This is a genomic window from Bacteroidales bacterium, from assembly GCA_035299085.1.
Classification (GTDB): domain Bacteria; phylum Bacteroidota; class Bacteroidia; order Bacteroidales; family UBA10428; genus UBA5072.
Genome location: DATGXG010000024.1, coordinates 131,127 through 150,761, shown reverse-complemented (window position 1 = coordinate 150,761; position 19,635 = coordinate 131,127). Strand labels below are relative to the sequence as shown.

15 protein-coding genes are annotated in these 19,635 nt (G+C 43.4%); 6 read left to right on the top strand and 9 right to left on the bottom strand.

All coding sequences use genetic code 11. From position 1 onward, the window contains the following. Positions 1-30 precede the first annotated feature (30 nt). The 4 genes from VK179_07065 (at position 31) to VK179_07050 (ending at position 6,056) form a co-directional block, all read left to right on the top strand. Complete coding sequence (locus VK179_07065) at positions 31-1,191, top strand: glycoside hydrolase family 172 protein (GenBank protein ID HLO58484.1); 1,161 nt, start codon at positions 31-33, stop codon at positions 1,189-1,191. 78 nt (positions 1,192-1,269) lie between these two features. Then, entirely contained in the window at positions 1,270-2,517 is a 1,248-nt protein-coding gene (locus VK179_07060; protein ID HLO58483.1) for a hypothetical protein, read from the top strand. Between the two features lie 151 nt (positions 2,518-2,668). Beyond that, positions 2,669-5,008 carry an ABC transporter permease gene (locus tag VK179_07055; GenBank protein ID HLO58482.1) on the top strand — a complete coding sequence of 780 codons (2,340 nt, stop codon included), beginning with the start codon at positions 2,669-2,671 and terminating at the stop codon, positions 5,006-5,008. Positions 5,009-5,489: 481 nt separating this feature from the next. Further along, complete coding sequence (locus VK179_07050) at positions 5,490-6,056, top strand: transposase (protein HLO58481.1); 567 nt, start codon at positions 5,490-5,492, stop codon at positions 6,054-6,056. A 400-nt stretch (positions 6,057-6,456) separates the two neighbouring features. Here the strand turns inward: VK179_07050 and VK179_07045 are convergent, their stop codons facing one another. The 7 genes from VK179_07045 to VK179_07015 all read right to left on the bottom strand — a co-directional run bounded on the left by VK179_07045 (position 6,457) and on the right by VK179_07015 (position 15,301). Then, positions 6,457-7,476, bottom strand: a complete 1,020-nt coding sequence (locus VK179_07045) for a hypothetical protein (protein ID HLO58480.1) — start codon at positions 7,474-7,476, stop codon at positions 6,457-6,459. A 30-nt stretch (positions 7,477-7,506) separates the two neighbouring features. Continuing rightward, entirely contained in the window at positions 7,507-9,717 is a 2,211-nt protein-coding gene (locus VK179_07040) for a DUF4954 family protein (protein ID HLO58479.1), read from the bottom strand. Between the two features lie 24 nt (positions 9,718-9,741). Then, positions 9,742-11,397 carry a putative transporter gene (locus VK179_07035; protein HLO58478.1) on the bottom strand — a complete coding sequence of 552 codons (1,656 nt, stop codon included), beginning with the start codon at positions 11,395-11,397 and terminating at the stop codon, positions 9,742-9,744. A gap of 78 nt (positions 11,398-11,475) precedes the next feature. Beyond that, positions 11,476-12,906, bottom strand: coding sequence for a S41 family peptidase (locus VK179_07030; GenBank protein ID HLO58477.1), 1,431 nt, complete (start codon positions 12,904-12,906; stop codon positions 11,476-11,478). A gap of 17 nt (positions 12,907-12,923) precedes the next feature. Continuing rightward, a complete protein-coding gene (locus VK179_07025) occupies positions 12,924-13,460 on the bottom strand; it encodes a hypothetical protein (protein ID HLO58476.1) in 537 nt (178 codons plus the stop codon). A gap of 3 nt (positions 13,461-13,463) precedes the next feature. Further along, positions 13,464-14,483 (bottom strand): S41 family peptidase, encoded by a 1,020-nt coding sequence (locus VK179_07020; GenBank protein HLO58475.1) that lies wholly within the window; start codon positions 14,481-14,483, stop codon positions 13,464-13,466. Between the two features lie 2 nt (positions 14,484-14,485). Then, on the bottom strand, positions 14,486-15,301 hold the full coding sequence (locus tag VK179_07015; GenBank protein HLO58474.1) for a hypothetical protein: 816 nt from the start codon (positions 15,299-15,301) through the stop codon (positions 14,486-14,488). Positions 15,302-15,498: 197 nt separating this feature from the next. On the opposite strand from VK179_07015, the gene VK179_07010 reads away from it, so the two are divergent. Next, positions 15,499-15,810 carry a hypothetical protein gene (locus VK179_07010; GenBank protein ID HLO58473.1) on the top strand — a complete coding sequence of 104 codons (312 nt, stop codon included), beginning with the start codon at positions 15,499-15,501 and terminating at the stop codon, positions 15,808-15,810. Here the strand turns inward: VK179_07010 and VK179_07005 are convergent. Further along, on the bottom strand, positions 15,799-16,977 hold the full coding sequence (locus VK179_07005) for a helix-turn-helix domain-containing protein (GenBank protein HLO58472.1): 1,179 nt from the start codon (positions 16,975-16,977) through the stop codon (positions 15,799-15,801). The genes VK179_07010 and VK179_07005 overlap by 12 nt on opposite strands. A 74-nt stretch (positions 16,978-17,051) precedes the next feature. On the opposite strand from VK179_07005, the gene VK179_07000 reads away from it, so the two are divergent. Then, the gene (locus VK179_07000) at positions 17,052-18,149 is read left to right on the top strand and encodes a glycoside hydrolase family 130 protein (GenBank protein HLO58471.1); all 1,098 of its coding nucleotides are present in this window, start codon (positions 17,052-17,054) and stop codon (positions 18,147-18,149) included. Positions 18,150-18,278: 129 nt separating this feature from the next. Here the strand turns inward: VK179_07000 and VK179_06995 are convergent, their stop codons facing one another. Next, positions 18,279-19,607 (bottom strand): MFS transporter, encoded by a 1,329-nt coding sequence (locus VK179_06995; GenBank protein HLO58470.1) that lies wholly within the window; start codon positions 19,605-19,607, stop codon positions 18,279-18,281. Positions 19,608-19,635 lie beyond the last annotated feature (28 nt).

The window sequence follows — 19,635 nt, the reverse complement described above, 5'->3', positions numbered from 1 at the left end:
AATACTGTTTTAACCATTAAAATTCGAACCATGAACAAAAAAGTTTTTTATTTCCTTGCGTTGTGCCTTATTCCGTTCCTGGCAAATTCCCAGGTTACATACAACGGACTTGAAAACAATATGGGCAACCTGTTTCGCCTGTCCAATGCCCAGTCGCGTTCCATAAGTCCCGAGAATTTCACAGGTGAAAAAGGGAAAGGCGGAATGGCAGATCCCGTGAATAAAGATAAACCCAATGAAGCGAATGCCTCATGGGCGGCACGCGACCTGGGACAGGGATGGAAGGTAAATCCCTACATACGCATTAAATCAGGTGAAACGGTCACAATAGCCGAGATTAACGGTTCCGGCGCCATTGAACATATATGGATGACACCCACGGGAACCTGGCGTTTTACCATCATCCGCATTTACTGGGATGATGAAACCGAACCTTCGGTAGAATGCCCGATTGCTGATTTCTTCTGTATGGGATGGAATGAATACGCTCCATTAGTGTCCCTTCCTGTTTGTGTAAACCCGGGCAGTGCATTTAACTGTTACTGGACCATGCCGTTCAGGAAAAAGTGTAAAATAACGATGCAGAACATCAATGAAGAAGAGCCGATGACGCTTTATTACCAGATAGACTATACACTTACGAATGTTCCCGACGATGCCGCCTATTTTCACGCACAATACAGGAGGTCGAACCCCAATGAAACATCGGTTTATACTATTGCCGATGGTATTAAAGGGAAAGGACAGTTTGTGGGCGTATACCTGGCCTGGGGAGTTAACAACAACGGCTGGTGGGGCGAAGGTGAAATCAAATTTTATATTGACGGCGATTCAAAATTTCCAACAATCTGCGGAACAGGAACTGAGGATTACTTCTGCGGATCGTATAATTTCGACAGGAACGGTAAATACACGGAGTTCTGTACACCGTATTCGGGACTTGTACAGGTTATCAGACCTGATGGAACCTACAAATCGCAACAACGCTTTGGTTTGTACAGGTGGCATATAAACGATCCGATCCGGTTTGAGAAAGATCTTAAAATAACCATTCAGGACCTGGGATGGCACCAGGGTGGCCGTTACCTGCAGCAACAGTCGGATATTTCATCGGTTTGCTTCTGGTACCAGGCGCATCCGCATGCCGCCTTCCCCAAGTTACCGGATTGGAGGGGATTGGAGGTAATTTAAATATCTGATACTGGATGCTGGATACTGGATGCTGGATCGTCATTGCGAGTCGCTTGTGATATTTTTGATTATAGCAAAATGAGAAGCGACGAAGCAATCTGCCGGCACAGGAAGGACTTTGCTATGATTTCAAACCATATCAAACCATTATACATGCGCTATTTCATTTTCATTCTGATGTTGATCCCTACCCAAACCGCTCTCTCACAGCAAACCGATTCAATTACAGGCGATTCTGCCGCAAGGGAACAGTTTGTATTGGATTCAGTACTTGCCAGGGAAAGATTTGTGCAGGATTCCCTGGCCAGGCATCAACGGATCCATGATTCTGTTGTGTTTCTTAAAAATGAGCTGAACCGGTTGCTCCCCGCTTATTATACCGCTACTGCCGATGAAATCATTCTTCGGTTTCGTGATATGTCAGTTATCGGTGATACGGCAGTAAGTGATTTTGTCTGCATAACAATGCCTTTCAGTGTGAGGGACCCTTTTACACCATGGAAAACGAGGTTCAGCGCTGACAATAAGATTTTTAAATACAAAGTTGATGAACGGTCAGGCCAGCTTATTTCTTTCCAGACACCCAGACTAAAAGCCACATTTAACCGGTCGGGCAGAAATCTTCTTGTTATTTTCCGGCCGGTGATCATCCAGAATAACAGCAGGGGCATGTTCTATAAAAACCCTGTCGATTCAGTTTTTTACAATAATCAGGGACAGATAATCACTGTAAGAAGTTATGTCCAGTTCTATGCATTGCTTGCGGGCAACCAACGGGGTAACCTGCTTTTTACCAATCATACCGAAACCAGGAATTATGAGTACGCCGGAAAACAGGATTTAAAATATTACACGGTTGCCAGGTACTGTGAACGCTGGAAAGCCTATGAACCAAACAAGGTATGCAGCACCATTCATTACACAATCAGCAGGGAAGGCAACACTTATACACTGGTCAGAAAAAATGAACCGGTAAATAATTTTTCCGACGGAACCTACACATTAAAGTATGACGGTAATGAGGACCTGAATGAAATTTCGTTCATCAACGCTGCCAAAACTGAAAACTGGCAACGAACCATCGAGCTGAATAAAAATGGAAACGTATCCTGTTATTACGACAAAGCAAACGGGCAGATTCTTCAGTCGCTTTGCATGGTATATAAGGCGAACGGGAGTGAAAATTCTCCGGATGTCGTGAACTCATTGGAAACCATTACCACGACATTCGAAATGGACGGGATCAGTTACTACCAGAAGAACAATACAACAGGAAAAATCCGCACACGCGACCGGATGACGCTGGAATGGAGTCCATGGAAGTAAAGTACCTGTTCACTTGCGGACATCCTCTGTTTCAAAACGGTACAATTTTAATTTTATCAGATTCCGTGTAAAATCCAATAAAACAATTAAATAACGGTTTTGGCATCAATCGTGCCGCATCGTAAGAAATTCACTTTTCACCGGTAATATTATGTTTCAGAATTACTTTCTCACTGCCATCCGGAACATTCTCCGCACCCGCTATTTCTCTGTCATCATCATTGCCGGCCTCGCCCTGGGCATAGCTGCATTCGGCCTAGTATACAATTATGTGAGCCATGAATTGTCATTCGACAAATTCAATGAACATTACCATTCGGTATACAGGCTTGAAACGCCGGAATGGGCATTGACCGGAACCGCCTACGCTCCTGAAATATCAGCGGCTTTCCCCGAAATTGTAAACGGTATACGGGTTTCCTGCTGGGAAGGTGGAAATGTAACGGTAAGAATAGAGGACAGAATGTTGTCGCTTGATAATCTAATCTACGCAGATTCGGGATTTTTCGATGTATTTTCCTTCAGGTTTCTTAGCGGGAATCCTCAGACATGTATGAATACCCCAAACTCAGTTGTTCTTACAACAGAAACCGCCCGAAAGCTTTTTGGGAATGATGATCCTGTCGGCCGGAGCTTTAAAATAAATAATAAGGTTATTCTTACTGTAACGGGGATTATCGAAGATGTAGCAGATTTTCATCTGAAAATACATGCGGTTACGCCTTTCAAAACACTGACAGCTTTTTATGATCAGCCGGATTTCCTGAACCAGTATGGAACATGGAACTATTATACGTATTTCAGGCTAAAAGAAAATGCAGACAAGACATTGCTTGAAAAGAAAATCAATGCCTTTTATAAAGGTCGTATTTTCTGGGAAGACAGAGAACCGGAATTCTCACTCCGGCCGCTGAAAGAATTATATTTTACCCAGGTAAAAAATGATTTTCCCATGACAAAGGCCAGTAAACCGATGCTGCGCATCTATATGCTTGTGGCTGTATTCATACTGATCATTGCCTGTGTGAATTTCATAAACCTGGCAATTGCCAAGGCGGGAACCAGGATAAGGGAAATCGGGGTAAGAAAAGTAACCGGCGCCGGAAAGAAAAATCTGATCATTCAGTTTATGGGTGAATCGGTTATATATGCATTCATATCCATGATTATCGGCATCATAATTATGGACTTGATCAGGCCTGTTTTCAACAGCCTCGTGCAGCGCGATCTTGAATTGTTTTCATCAGGATGGGCAGGAATTTTAATCCTTGTCTTTTTTCTGCCACTTACAATTGGTGTTGTGGCCGGATTTTATCCCGCTATGTATCTTACCGGCTTCAATGTTCTTACAACATTGAAGGGTTTGAAGACGAGAGTAAAGGAATCCCTTTTATTCAGGCGCACTCTGATAATAATTCAGTTCACCATTTCAATAGCCCTGATCATTTCTACATTCACAGTATATAAACAACTGCGGTTTATGAGAAGCAGCGACCCGGGATATAACAGGGAAAATGTTATCCTCTTACCCATGAACCGCTCACTGGATAGTCATTATGAAGCTTTCAGGTCGATGCTGCTTCAGAATCCTTCAGTTAAAGGTATGGCTCGCAGCACTCAATCGCTCGAAAATGTAGGCTGGCAAGAGAGTCTTGATATCAATACGGAAAGAAAACCTTACACATACCTGGGAACTGACACTGAATTCATGACGCTGATGGGGTTAACTATGGCAGAGGGAAGGACTTTCAGACCGGATTCGCCATCCGATTCAGGTAAGGTCATTATCAATGAACAGGCAGTTGCTTATTTCGGGCTCAAAGAACCGGTTATTGGATCGATCATAGGAACCGGGGAACGGCGGCTGGAAGTGCTGGGCGTAGCACGAGACTTTCATTTCCGTTCCATGCACAGTCCGATCAGTCCTTTAGTAATCGGATTAAGAAAGGATTGGCTTTCAACGGTCAACATCCGGATTGATCAGGCTGATCCTGAAAAAACAATCCGTATCATTGAATCTGCCTGGAATAAGCTGAGTCCCGAATATCAGTTTGAATACCGGTTCCTCGATCAGAATTATGAAAACCTGTATAACAACGAAAAGAGGCTGGCCAGGACTTTTGTTTACCTTGCCATCCTGGCCATTTTCATAGCATGCATAGGTCTGCTGGGTTTATCCTCATTTATGACGGAAAGAAGGATCAAGGAAATCGGAATCCGCAAGACCCTTGGCGATACAACGCAGGGCATTGTAATGCGACTTTCGGCCGAATTCGGGGCCCTTGTTTTGATAGCAGGTTTCATATCTGCACCTGTTGCTTTTTTTGGGATGAAGGCCTGGCTGAATACATTTGCCTATCATGTGTCAATGGATGCATTGATAATTGCCGGCGCCTGTATCATCGCCCTTTTAATAGCCCTTGTAACAGTCTACATACAAATCAACCGGATCGCCAATCGCAACCCGGTTGAAGCGTTGCGGTATGAGTAAACGTTGCGCTGTTTCACGCCCTATGCTAGGCGAAGTCCCATGCTAGGCGAAGTCTCCGACTTCGTCTGAACGGTATCATAATGTCATGCTAGGCGAAGTCTCTGACTTCGTCTGAACAGTAACATGATGTGCCTTGCCAGGCGAAGTCTCCGACTTCGTCTGAACGGTAACATAATGTCATGCTAGGCGAAGTCTCCGACTTCGTCTGAACAGTATCATGATGTGCGATGCCAGACGAAGTCGGAGACTTCGCCTGAACAGTAACATGATGTATAATAAGTTATCGGATAAGCCCGGCGAAGTTTGCAACTTCGTCTGAACGGATTATATAAAATTGTATATTTAATTAGTTATTAGTGCATTTACAAATTAAGTTTGCCAGATCGGTCAGACGAAGTCACAGACTTCGCCTGGCACTTCTGTTATAGACTTAGTTTGGCGTTTACTTCAAGATTAGGTGCAAAATTTCTAAATTCATTATATGTCAACCGGATATCAAATAGAAGATCAGGAAGGTATATTCTATCTGACCCTGACAATAGTAGATTGGATTGATATTTTTACCCGCAAAATATACCGTGATCTTATAATTGATAGTTTACGTTATTGTCAATTAAATAAAGGCCTTGATATTTTTGCATTTGTTATCATGTCAAATCATCTTCATATAATTGTGCAAAGTATCAAAGGTGATCTCAGCGGAACATTAAGGGATTTCAAAAAATTCACCAGTAACAATATTATTCAAACAATTAACGATACTCCTGAAAGTAGAGGAGTATGGATACTGGAACGATTTAAACTTAAAGCCGATCAACATTCCAGGAATAAGGAATACCAGGTATGGATACAGAATAATCATGCTATACAGTTGTATTCGCCGGATTTTATCCGGGAAAAACTGGATTATTTGCATAATAATCCGGTACGGGCAGGATGGGTTGATAAACCAGAGGATTATATTTATTCAAGTGCGCGGTATTATGCAGGATTGGATTGCCTGTTGAATATTTCGCATTTGGGATTGCCATGGCGGACGATAAAATAATGATCAGACGAAGTCAGAGACTTCGCCTAGCACAGACGGGAAAGCTAGGCGAAGTTTTCAACTTCGTTTGAACGGTACCTCATTAATATGTTAATTAAGTGTCAGTTATGTATAGACGAAGTCAGAGACTTCGCTTAGCACAAACGGAAAAGCTAGGCGAAGTTTTCAACTTCGTTTGAACGGTACCTCATTAATATGTTAATTAACTATCAGTTATGTATAGACGAAGTCAGAGACTTCGCCTAGCACAGACGGAAAAGCTAGGCGAAGTTTTCAACTTCGTCTGAACGGTACTTCATTAATATGTTAATTAACTATCAGTTATGTATAGACGAAGTCAGAGACTTCGCCTAGCACTTTGAGTCACAGGCTTCGCCTAGACTTCGCCTAGCACATCCGACTAAACTGGTTTAAACTCATTCCCCACTTTGCGGGCCCTCTCGGCCTTATCCAAGTCGATTCCGGTGCCGAGGCCGATTTCAACAAGAAGGTTCCAGCCTGCGGCAAGGAAAACATAGGGATTCATTTCGCCGGCTGACGGAACTTTTATTGTTTTGAAAGGAGTGTCATGATCGGCAATGGCAACTACATTGAGGCCAACGCCTTTTATCAGTACTTCCTCAAACTTCGCATTTTCTTCTTCTATCGGGTCAATGATGAAAACCACATCGTTCTTTTTAAGTACTTCTTCTATTCCATGTGCCGCGTAAGTTCCTTCGAGAAAATCAGATTTTCTGTGCGTAATCTCATTTGTTTTTAGTGTAAGCTCTTCAGCTACACCATCATTATACCCTGCAAAATAGATGGTTTCCGCCTGCCTTACAAAATCAATAATTTTCGGATCGATAGAAACCTTCAGCGCCTGATCCATGGCATCCGCCAGTTTTGAGAGTTCAGGACGCATATTCCTGCCTGCTATGTTCCAGATAATGGATTCATAAAAGAGCGTTTGTTCCACCACGCTTTTGGTTGCTGCTAACGCCTTTTCCCAGCCGCATTTAAGCACCCATGTTTCATTGCAGGCTTTTTCAAGCGGAGTGTCTTCATTGGCGGTGAGTCCATATCGGTTTTCATTGCCCTTACCGGCGAGCTGCAAAGCCAGAGTTATGATTTCCTTTGTTTTGCCTGAGTTTGAGGCACAGAATACAGCAAATTTCGAAAGATCATATTGGCTGACCTGCCTGGAGCCATCTGTGTAAATCGCTGTATCGAGTCCCCACCGAAGCGCTTTCCTGATCGTGTTTTTTGCAGGCATGATGCGGCTTGAACCTTCACCTGTAAGCATGAGCCTGCCCACCGATTTAATTCGGGAGGCCACAGCTTTAGTCCTGTCGGGATCGAAATTACGGACAACGTCCGGTGTTTGCATCATCTCCTGGCACAAAGCGTACCGTGAATACCCGGGATCTTTTATATTCATCGTTTTAATCTTTTTGGTTAATTCCGTTTATTAATGAACTTCCAGTTTTTTTACCTGCAGCACTTTCTTTTTATATTCTTCGGTTTCCTTTTTTACCTGGATAATAAATGAATTGTCATCCACAGTGCCTATGGCAGCTTTCATTTCATCAGGATTCCGGAAAGTGGCCTTTCTGAAAGGATTGTCAAAATCTTTCTTTCTTGAAATATAAACCTGGTCACAGACAAACTGCTGAACTCTTATGGCATCTTCAAGAACATTCTTCCATTCACCCGGCGTTACATGGTCTTTTCCTGTGAGTTCAAGAAGTATGGAATAGGCATGCTTTTGCTTATCAACCTGGTATTTATTCCATAGTGTATCATAACGTTTATGTATGTTCTTCCATGAAGCGAGTTTTCCTGATCCTATATCTTTTCTCAGCCTGTCAAGGTCATCATCTGTCATTATCTGTCCGCCCAGGTTAACCCAGTTCTTTTTTCGCTTACCCTTCAGATCGGCATTCATGGTTTCCAATCCTGCCCTCTTATTTTCATTAAGGTAGGCCATCAGGTTGTTCACAGCATAATATAAAAGCATATCCTTATAGGCTTTATAGGCTTTGGAAGCTTTTATAATTACAGCCTTCCGGTTGGTGTTTTCGAGATTTTCACCGAGTATTTCAAGTGAATCAGCCGTTTTTTCGTCCCCTGTCAGCAGCTCGTGGCCTTTATCCGACAATTGCTTTTCATTCAGCGACGTTTCCGGTTTGCCGTTTTGACGCAGCCAGGCCTTTGCAGTCCAGATTTCAAGCAAATGCATGGCTTCAAGAATCTCTTCAATGGTGTCTGGCGCCAGGGCATCAAATTCGATGTGCTGATCTTTATGGATCCGTTTGTCGCGATTCTGGAATTTCCAGGTGTTTCTTGCCAGGGCGAACATATTGTACATCCACCAGTAGGCCGGCATTATTTCAAGCTGGTTTTTGGAGGCATTATTGTTGAGCAGCGAAAAGGGGAGCGGTATATTCAGTTCCGCAGGGTAATCAGCCTTTGAAAGCAACGTGAACGAAGCAAACCGGCATGAATGCTTCACGCTTGTACATAACCCGGGCCAGAAACCTCTTCCGGCCTGAATTTCATTGTCATTTGCCCTGCTGTTATGGTTTGAGCCAATTGTAGCACCGGCTGCCATATTACTTTGCCCCATCACTACTGAGGCTATGAGAAATGAATTGTTGTGATGCTGTTCATGAGCCGGAAAGATCAGGTTATTCAGCACTTCACAGCACGAAATGGTAGAATTGTCGCCAAGAAACGAGTTGATCAGCCTGGCACCGTACTTGAGACTTGAATTACTGCCCAGGATAAATTTAACCGCTTTGCAGCCATAGAAAATATGGCAGCCAAATCCTACAATGCCATTCACGAGCTCTACGCCTTCCCCAATCTGAGTAGGTTCTTCGGGCGAGGAATTGATCGTTATATTTTTAATCTTATTGGCTCCCTTAATATAACAATGCGATCCGATTTTAACGTCCTTCAGGATTAAAGAATTCTTGATGACACACTGATCACCTGTGGTTCCGTAATATCCCCGGCGATGATCAAAAGTATTCTGTGTGATCTCAAAAAGCTTTGCCTGCAGATTGCTGTCATCCCTGTATTTTGCCCACAGATACGCATCGGCCGTGATCATCCCGTCGAAAGGCAGCACTTTACGGGCGCCGGTTTCATTCATCACGTCAAGCCATGTCCTTACCTGTTCCGGTTCACCTTCTTTTATTATTCCATTACCGAATTTGGCATGATCGGTTGTATTCATTTCCTGTATATTGAACAGGATGTTCCTGTCGCCGATGATACAGTGCGACAGGTAATGCACCTCATGAATGGCGCAGTCGTCGCCGATATCACTTGAAATGATAAGGCTGTTGGTTATACCTGTCGGCACTTTCAGGTCATGATGCTGCAGGAATACATTTTTTAACCGGCCTATTCTTACCAATCCGAAAAACCGTGTGTTTTTGATTTGGTTCGGGTCAAATTCATCAGTAACCAGGAGATTATCCCAGTCGTCGCAGGTGTTTACATTTTTTACAAGCCTTTCTACCTCGTCCGAACGCAGATTTCTCCATCCTGATTTGGGTTTTCGGGCCTGCAGGTTTCGCAGATAATATTCGTCTTTTCCTTCAGGAAGATATTCGGGAGGAATGAAATTCCTTCCCATATTTTCGGGGTACACGATCAGAACCTGGTCCATAGGTAGCGGGTTACTTAATGTTAACTACAAAGTTATCAAGATTAATGCCTGTGCAGCCAATATTCTCAGAAACATAGTAAGGGGATAAACGGTTGCATAGGCAGTGGATTGAGCATGCACGGGCGCCAGGCTGTTTGCAAATTCAAGTGCCGGCGGATCCGTCATCGCACCGGAAATAATGCCGCAGATCTTGAGGTAATTATACTTCATAAGCCTTGCTATAGAAGCAACAATCATGATTGGTATAAGGGTTATTGCTGCTCCGTAGAGCATCCACATGTAACCACCGTTGACAATAGTGCTTACGAAATTCTTGCCGGATGAAATGCCCACACACGAAAGGAAAAGAATGATCCCCAATTCACGGATCATCATATTTGCCCCGGGGGTCATATAAAAATCAAAACTCTTAAATCTGCGCTGGTTACCCAACAGAATGGCAATCAAAAGCGGACCGCCTGCCAGTCCAAGCTTAGCAGGGGCGGGCAGACCGGGAATGAAAATGGGAATGCTTCCGAGAATAACACCAAGGGCAATGCCTACAAAAATTGGAATGGTGTTGGGATGTGCCAGCTCTTCAACCGAATTGCCCAGTTCATTCCTTACTTCCGGCAATAACTCACGTTTACCGACAATCCGCACCGTGTCACCAAATTCAACAACCGAATCACGGGTTGGCATGATTTCGGTGCCTGCCCTGAAAATTCGTGTAATATTGGCTTCATACCGGCGGTATATGCCAATCTGCTGGATCGTTTTACCAGCATATTTACGGTTTGTAACCAATACATGAAACATGGCAAGGTCACCTGAGATTTCGCGTTTGCTCTGTATTTTTACTTCTCCGATTTTTATCTTCAGGTTCCGGATGTATTGCAGTGCCGACACTCCTACAATGGTATCTCCCTCTCGTAATTCAAGATCTTCAGTTGCCACAAGGTCGTTTCCGTCCCTGCGGATACGTGAAATCACCAGTTCTTTATCAATAAACTCCTTGATGTAGCTGATTTTTTGGCCAAACAGGTTCGGATTGGTAATTGAAATTTCAACCGTTTCAAGTTTTTGACGCAGGGAATGAAACTGGTTTTTATAATCAGTTACTTCTTTATCTACTTTAATACCGAAAAACAACCGGATAAGAACCATGGATAAAATAATCCCTAAAACACCGAAAGGATAGGCAATTGCATATCCCATACCGGCAACGGCTGCAGCATCTGTGTTTCCTGAATCGGTAAGTACCTGCTGGGCGGCTCCCAGTCCCGGCGTGTTTGTAACTGCACCGCTCATTATCCCGGTAACTACCTCAGAGGGCACACCGGCAAACCTGTAAAACGACCACGCAATCAGGAAACCAAGGAAGACAATGGTCACGGCAAAAAGATTCAGTTTTAACCCGTCACTTCTGAATGAGTTGAAAAACCTGGGTCCTACGTCAATGCCAATCGCATAAACAAATAAAATAAGCCCGAACTCCCTCACAAAGTGAAGAACTTCGGGATCGGCCTTGGCTCCCAGGTGCCCGATGAGCAACCCTGAGAAAAGCACACCGGCAATACCCAGTTTAATACTCTTAATTTTTATTTTGCCTATCAGCACACCCAGAACTGCGGTAAGGCTGATGTATAATATGGCATTGGCCGTTTCGGCACCAGTAAAAAGGTTCTTTAACACATCCATGATGAGAAGATATATCCTGCTCTAAGATAATATCAATCATGGATATTTTCAACAGAAATTAGTAACAGGGCTTAACGGTCAATGGCGTGTAGCTGAAATATAGCTGAGTGCCGCTTTCATAACCACATCATTCCCGGTAATGATATCTTCCACGGTCGGATTTACCCGCACTTCCGGAATTACACCGTGTGCAGGCCAGGGATAATCCTTAACTGCCATATAATAACCGACAAGCGGGATTCCTATATTCAGCCTGCTGTTCGGAAGAGTTACGATTGCAAATGTGCCGCTGTTATCCCCGTAATATCCGCCACCGGTTTCTTCGCCGATAAAAGTGGCTCTTTTGTTATAATGCGCTGCAGCGGCAAATTCAGATGTAACCGAAAAACTAGCGCCGTTAATCAAAACTATCACCCTGCCATCAAAATGTTCCTTAGCGGGTTTTTGTACCTTCAGATTTTTACTGTGCTTCCATAAATAAGTGCCGGAATCGGTTTTTGAAATCAGTCTTCTCAGGATACCATAAAACCTGGGGAGATGCGCATTTTTGGTAAATGAATACTTTTTATCAGTAGTCATTTCAAGGCGATCATAATACCTGAAATCTTTGTCCATCAAATACGATAAAAGCCAGGCTCCGCGCGCATCATTCCCCCCTTCATTATCTCTCAGGTCGATGATAAGGTTCTGAGCCCCTTTTTCGCTGAGAGATGAAAAACTCTCTTTAAGGAATTTCCTGAAATTCTTATCACTGCCCATCCAGAACGATCGTATTGTAAGAATGGCAATATCACTGCCGGAAAAGTTCAGCTCATAAGGTTTAAGCCGAGAGTCGGAGGTTTCTTTTGACTTTTGAAAGGCCTCAATTTCTGCAAACGGAATGGCTACAAGCGTGACCGTTTTGATATTGCCATCGGAATACTGAATTTTAAATGAATCGGAACCTCCGATCATATTGGCATAATACCCGCTAAAGAACCTGCTTAATTCAATAAATTTAAATGTGGTGTTTTTCCCGTCTGAAAAAGAGCAGGGAAGGATCGTGCGGATTACGTCTGAAACAGGCTGGTTGTTGATGCTTAGAATTTCTGAACCGGGTTTGATTGTTTCATCACTGTATCCGCCGAGAACATATGCGTTATCGCCCTGTATATAAAGTCTTAATGGTAACAATTTATCCCTGTTGAAAAAGTAATTATCATTCCAGTTGTTATCAGGATGGAACTTTGTATGTCCGCACCCGATACGGCTCATTACAGGAACCATAACCCGGTACAAATCCTGCTGAGTCATTGAATCGGTGATCTTTGATTCCGCCGCTTCAAACAGGCTGTCGATTTCCTGCTTTGAATTATACCGGTAAAGTCCGGGATGTGCTTCTTTGAGCGCATGTTCAGCATATTTCAGGTCGTCCTTTGCCTGTTCTGCCGACATTGGCTGTTGTGCATGTACCGAAATCCCGCATAGCGCCATTATTAGCAGAATACATGTTTTTATTATCCGTGTCATTTTATAAAGTTAGTGTATTAAAGATTTTGCAGCATCAGGATTCGTCGGGCAAGTACTATATGTTTTTGCTGGCATTTGGTAACCATGTCAAACAGGTCTCCCATACTTACCCTCCATATGTTCATGTATCCGAACCTGATGATGCGATTATTAATGTTATACTGTACCGACTGGTGAACAAGGTTTTCCAGTTTCATATTCTGTCCGGAAAGTTCTCCTGTAAGTTCACCAATAGAAGAAATCAGTACATTATTTCCTGTTTTACAGGTCAAACCGGGTGACAGCCGGATTAAAAAACCGGAAAAATACCCCGGCTGATAAGCTACCCGGAACGTCGTTTTTTCAAGTTTATCCATATGGCCGTCAATTTTTGGGATTACTTTATTCTGAATTCTCACAAGGTTATTCAGTATCTCCACTATTGAACAGTTGTGGATATGAACATGATAATTGAGCTGAACAGCTGACAGCGATGAAAATTCACAGCGTATAATCTCCCGGTTTTTCTCCAGGGTTCTTAACCATTTAGAATAGTAATCGCCTTTCAACATCATGGTTCAATTCAGAAGTTCAAGTGCTTTTTCAAGACCCCGGTCAATTCCGGCTAACGTTTCCGACTTTGAGCTCCTGGCAATATAAAGGGGGGCAATACCTGTGCCTTCGAGGTTTGTGCCGCCGGCATCCCTGTAGTCACCCACTGAAACCGTGTGTAACCAACCGTTCGGCAATTCCATTACAATGATATCTGAAAAGGCTCCCAGCGTTGTATCACCTACCTGTATGACGTTTTCGTTTTCATTCATTGCCCAGGTAAAAGTTTCTCCTGCGCTCGCCGTAAATCTTCCGGTCAGAAGCACCACCGGTTTTATATACTGGGATGACCCTTCACGGTCAACAGTCCATTTCAGCGGTGTCTCAAAATCATCATGTGCAGGACCGTTTCTTTTTCTGGTTGTCATGTAAAGCCTGGATTCCCTTGTAAAACGGCCGGCAATATATTTCGCAAGCCTGTCGTCGCCTCCTTCCAGTTTCCGGATATCAAATACCAGGGCTTTTGTATTTTCAAGTTCTTTTAAGACTTCATCAAATGCCTTACTGATAAAGGATTTTGAATCGGCAAAAACATCCATCCGGATATACCCGATGTTACCTGATAGCATACCGTACCAGAGATGTTCGGAATATTGTTTCTCGGTGTCAAGATATTTCGAAACCGTTTCAGGCAGGAAATCAGTCTGAATTATCATCGTATCCGATCTTCCGGATTCAATTCTAGGGAGTTTGCTTCCGGCGGGATCGAGGAAAACATGGTCATCATGAAAATTAGACAGGAGATTCCTGAAAAGAGTATGAAGTTCCTCTTCTGAAGAGATCTCATCAACCTGCGGTCTGTAAGCGTCGTAAAGGGAATCCCAGTTGATGTTTCTTATGATAAACTGTCCGTAATTCCGGTCATAATTGTTCCACAGGCATTCGAAATTATCAGCTGCTGTATTTGAATACTCAGGATGGATAAGCGCTTTCTCACAACTTGTAAGTATAAGCAGGGCTATTATGGTATTAATAAGTGATTTCATAATTAAAAAGTATAATGGGTTTGTATTCTGAAACTGTTTACATAGGATCTCATCGGTTGATGGTACGTGACATTCAGCCAGTTGAAGCCATAGGATGCACCTAATGCCCAGTGCTTTGAAACCTGCATATCCCAGGCTGCACTGAATTCTAACAACCTTAGTTTATCCGGTCCTGTAAGCCTTGTTCCCTTTTTGAAAAAGGTTTTTATTTCGGAATCCAAAGGATCTGTTGCTGTATTGTGCCAGGGCAGTCTTGAATTCAGTGCAATCAAAGGGAATGACACATCAGTCCGGAATACACTCCTGGCGGTTGTTTTCAATCTGAACCCTGCTTTAATATGAATCCCCAGTGAATTGAAGAGCCCCGTATAATTATCAGGATAAACAAGGTAGTCCTTTACAGAAAAGCCGGCGAGCCAGGAAAGATTTTCACTATTGTTGAGCACCCTCATATAGGTGAATTGAAATATTCCGTTGTACAATTGTGCCATCAGGGGAAAAGAATCGATTTCGGGAGACCCGTTGATGTCATATGAAGTGATATATAACCATCTTTCGCCAAGGTATTTTGGCATCATTGTCCCTGTGGATCCTTCGAGTGAGACACTAAAAAATGACCGGTCACTGCACCGGTCAAAGCTTAAGCCGGCAAGGTATTCACCGGATCGGTAGACTAAAGCTGATTTCTGTTCATCCAACAGGATCCGGTTCTGAAATCCCGCTGAAAAACCGATTCTTTTTGTAACCGGGATTTCTGACTGTGCGGATATTGTAATGGATATAATCAGCAGTAAAACGACATTAAAAATTATTCTCATGGGTATGGTTTTTAAATTTCTGACCAAAGGTACAGACCATGAAAACGCGGGTCGTCTCAGCCGCTAAAGTCAGACTATATTCTGCAGATTCAAATTTATAATCGAGATCAGAATCTGAGAGTAATGAGAGATCCCTGATCAATGTGTTGCTGGAGGAAAAGAAATGGGATAAAGGCATCCATTTGATAAGAGAATCATTGAGATATCACCCAAACGAGCCCTTTTTGCTTGAACGCCATGGAATATTGCTTGTATCGTGTCCTGATCGCAGATTCCGAAATGTATCAGAAGGGAAGGAATATTCAGAAAGAGCTTTTATCCATACAAGAAGTGAATCCGCCACATTAGTTTCTACCGGCCGCAGCCTGGCAATTGCCTATGCAATGCTTAACGACAGGAAAAATGCCATATCGGTGCTGCAGATGACAATTAACCTGGCAAAACGAGAAAGAGTATTCCAGGCAGGTCTTGAGGATTTGCAGGGATTTCTTGATTCATTAAGAAAATGAGGTTTTCAGGCTTTTCTGAAAACCTGTGGGCGTTGTTCCGGTGAACTTTTTAAAGGCATTGTTAAAAGTTGCTTTCGAATTAAAACCTGACTCAAATGCAATGCCAAGCAGGGTAAGGTTTTTCCCGGAACCGTTGATCATTCTTTGTTTAATCTCCTCCACACGGAATGAATTGATGAAATCAAAAAAGTTCATTCCTGCTTTTTCATTAATAACAAGTGACAGGTGATGTTTTTTTATATTCATCCGGTTTGCCAGTTGGAATATATTGATTTCCGGTTCGAGGTAAGGTTTATTCTTTTTCATATAGGCTATCAGCTGTAAATACAATGCCTCAGCCTGTTCATCTCCAAGGCCTGATTTGTAGTACCGTTTAACCGGGGTATCATCACCCTGGTCCCCCTGGTTTCCCTCTATGATCTCTACTGCCTCAGGTGCGGTAACATCAAATATTACAGGTTGAAGAAGGGATTTATAACCAATCCAGTAAACCAGCAATACGATCAAAATATAGTTGTAATGATATATAGCGTCAAGGACGGGAATACTCCATTTGTGACCGTAGAATCCAAGTGCAGAGACAAAGAGCACTATTAGTACGCCCCAGGAAAAAACGCTCATCCATTCAACCCTTTTCTTTGATATTTCGGAAAACGTATTGCTTATCCTGATCCTGAAATTTTTCAGATAAAGAAGGGTAATTACAAGATAAACGAGAATAATCAGAATACTGAACTGGTTGAGAAAACCGAAATCATCTTCACGCGCCAGTTCAAAATCGGCAAGGTATTCTCTTTTATAGGAAGCCGGCCGGATATACCACGGTAATAAAACGACAAGGTAAACCAGGAAAGGCATAAAGTGAAGCAGGTCGGATTTCTTGAAAAGGGGATTCGCGCTGCATAATTTTAATGTGAAAAGATAGGTAAGCGGACCAAAAAGACTGGGGATGAGCCATGAAATTTTACTCAGGTGAGGATAGGCTAAAAAGAATTCTTTAGTGTCAAATGCGTTAAGTAAAGTTTGAAAAGTGGTAAGAATGACCAACAGGATCATATAAACTTTCGCCACATGATTTCTTTTATTGGCAATGAGCAATGCGCTTAATAACAAGGCATTCAGGAAGCCCGCAATGGCAAAATACTGGAAGGCCTTAAGTAAATTCATCAGGTTGAGATCGTTTACAAAAGACAATTAAAGTGATAAAATGTTAAATTTATACTATTATAACTCCTCCAACAATGAATAAAGTAGTTTACCTCCTTCTCCTCCTGGCAGCCGGTTGCACTGCCGGAAATTTAGACAACCCTGCTAACCTTGTTTTCAAAAAGACCGATACAAACCCCGTACTCGGTCCGGATTCAACATTTGTATTCTTTGATCCGGTAAAAAAAGATTCGGTGCATTGGCAGAAGGCCGATGTATTCAACCCGGCAGCCATCGTAAAGGATAACAAAATATTCCTCCTTTACCGGGCAGAGGATAATCCCGCTGCCATACTGGGCGGCCGGACATCACGCATAGGATTGGCATGGAGCGAGGATGGGATCCACTTTACCCGTCACCCGGTTCCGGTATTATACCCGGATAACGATTCCGTGATGAAATTCGACAGGCCAGGTGGTTGCGAAGATCCCCGGATTGTGCAGACTGAAGACAGTCTCTATGTGATGGCTTATACGTCGTGGGATTATAAAGTGGCCCGGCTGAGCATTGCTTTTTCAAAAGACCTTATAAACTGGGAAAAAAAAGGGCCTGCCTTCCTAAGGGCATATGACGGTAAATTTGCCGATTTCTGGTCCAAATCAGGATCAATTGTTACCGAAATGAAAGACGGGAAACTCGTTGCAGCCAAAATGGATGGAAAATACTGGATGTATTGGGGCGAACAGTTTGTTAACCTGGCATGGTCGGAGAATCTATCCGACTGGAATCCGTTGCTTGATGATAAAGGAAACCTACTTTCACTGATAAGTCCCCGTGAAGGCAAATTCGACAGTCGACTCACCGAGTGCGGCCCGCCTGCCATCGTATCAAAAGAAGGCATTGTGTTATATTATAATGGCAAAAACGCAGAGGATGATCATGCCGATCCTTCGTTACCAAAAGGAACCTACTCGGTTGGCCGGGTAATCTTCAGTAAAAAAGACCGTACAACGGTTGTTTCAAGGCTCGATACCTGTTTGCTCAAGCCAACGCTGCCACATGAGATGACAGGACAATATAAATCAGGAACTGTATTTTCTGAAGGACTTGTGTTTTTTAAAAACGCCTGGTATATGTACTATGGAACGGCGGATTCGTTTGTGGGCTGCGCGAAGGAAGTAATTAGTGATTAGTGGCTGGTGACTGGTGGCTGGTGGCTGGTGACTGGTGACTGGTCCGTCCCTAATGTCTCTATAGTCCCTAAGGTCCCTGAATACGGAATACCGATTACGGAAAACCGAATACTGATCACTGATCCCTGATTACTGATTACCGATATTACTAACCGGTATACTCTCATCCGGCAGGGCGGAAATAATCCCCTTATCACGGTAAATGCTCCGAACCACGCTGCGCATGGATCGGCGGTTTGATTCAAACCAGAATGCAGAAAGAACGGTAACGATTCCTCCGATAATCATGGTTTGCTGAATACCGATACCTGCCGCAACAGAACCGGCAAGCAAATTACCAATTGGCATCGTACCCATAAGGGCCATGGCATAAAAGCTCATTACCCGGCCACGTTTGTCCTCTTCGGCAATTGTCTGGATCATCGTATTCACTGCCGCCAGCGACAGGATCATAGAAAGTCCGCCCATATAAAGAACAAGAAGGGAATACAACATTTTTTCGGAGATACCTGCCAGGATTATGGCCATGCCAAGGATAATCACATTCACGGTTATGATTTTTCCCAATCCCATCACTGTTTTTCGACCAGCCATAATCAATGCACCAGTTAATGCTCCTGCACCGAGAGCCGACATGAGAAACCCGAGAGTATCACTCCCTCCGTGCATAATTTCCCGGGCATAGGCCGGAAGCAGCACGATAAAAGGAAAGCCGAAAAGGCTCAGAATAGCCAGGATAAGTATGAGTACCCGGATAGGCACTGTGCGGAATGTATAATGAAATCCTTCAGCAAATACTTTCCTGAAATCACCGGATGCCTGTGTATGCACATTAGCCGGAAGCTTAACCATGAGCAATGCCACGATGACAGCCACAAAGCTGATTGTATTCAGTAAAAAGCAAATTCCTTCTCCAACAGCTGCTATAGTAAGTCCCGCGATGGCCGGTCCAACCAGCCTGGCCCCGTTAAACAGGGCAGAATTCAATGCGATGGCGTTACCAAGATTTTTTGGATCATCAATAAGGTCGATTACCAATGATTGCCTTGCCGGGGCATCGAACGCACTGATGATACCAAAAACAACACTGAGAGTGATAATATGCCATACATCCACCGCGTTAGTAAGAACAAGGATTGTCATGGTGAGAGATTGCAACATGAAAAAGACCTGTGCCGTTGTCATGATCCGCAGCCTGTTATAGCGGTCAGTGAGTACACCGGTAAACGGAGAGAGGATGAAAGTGGGTATCTGGCTGGTGAAACCTATTAATCCCAACAGGAATACGGAACCGGTAAGCCTGTACACAAGCCAGCTCAGCGCAATATTCTGCATCCACGTCCCAATGAGGGAGATACCCTGTCCGAAAAAATAAAGGCGGTAATTTCGTGATCGCAATGAAACAAAAATGCTACTTAACGTTGAAAATTCCCTGGGCAAAATCCGGAATAAGTTCATACAGAATTAAGCCAATTAAGTTACCGGT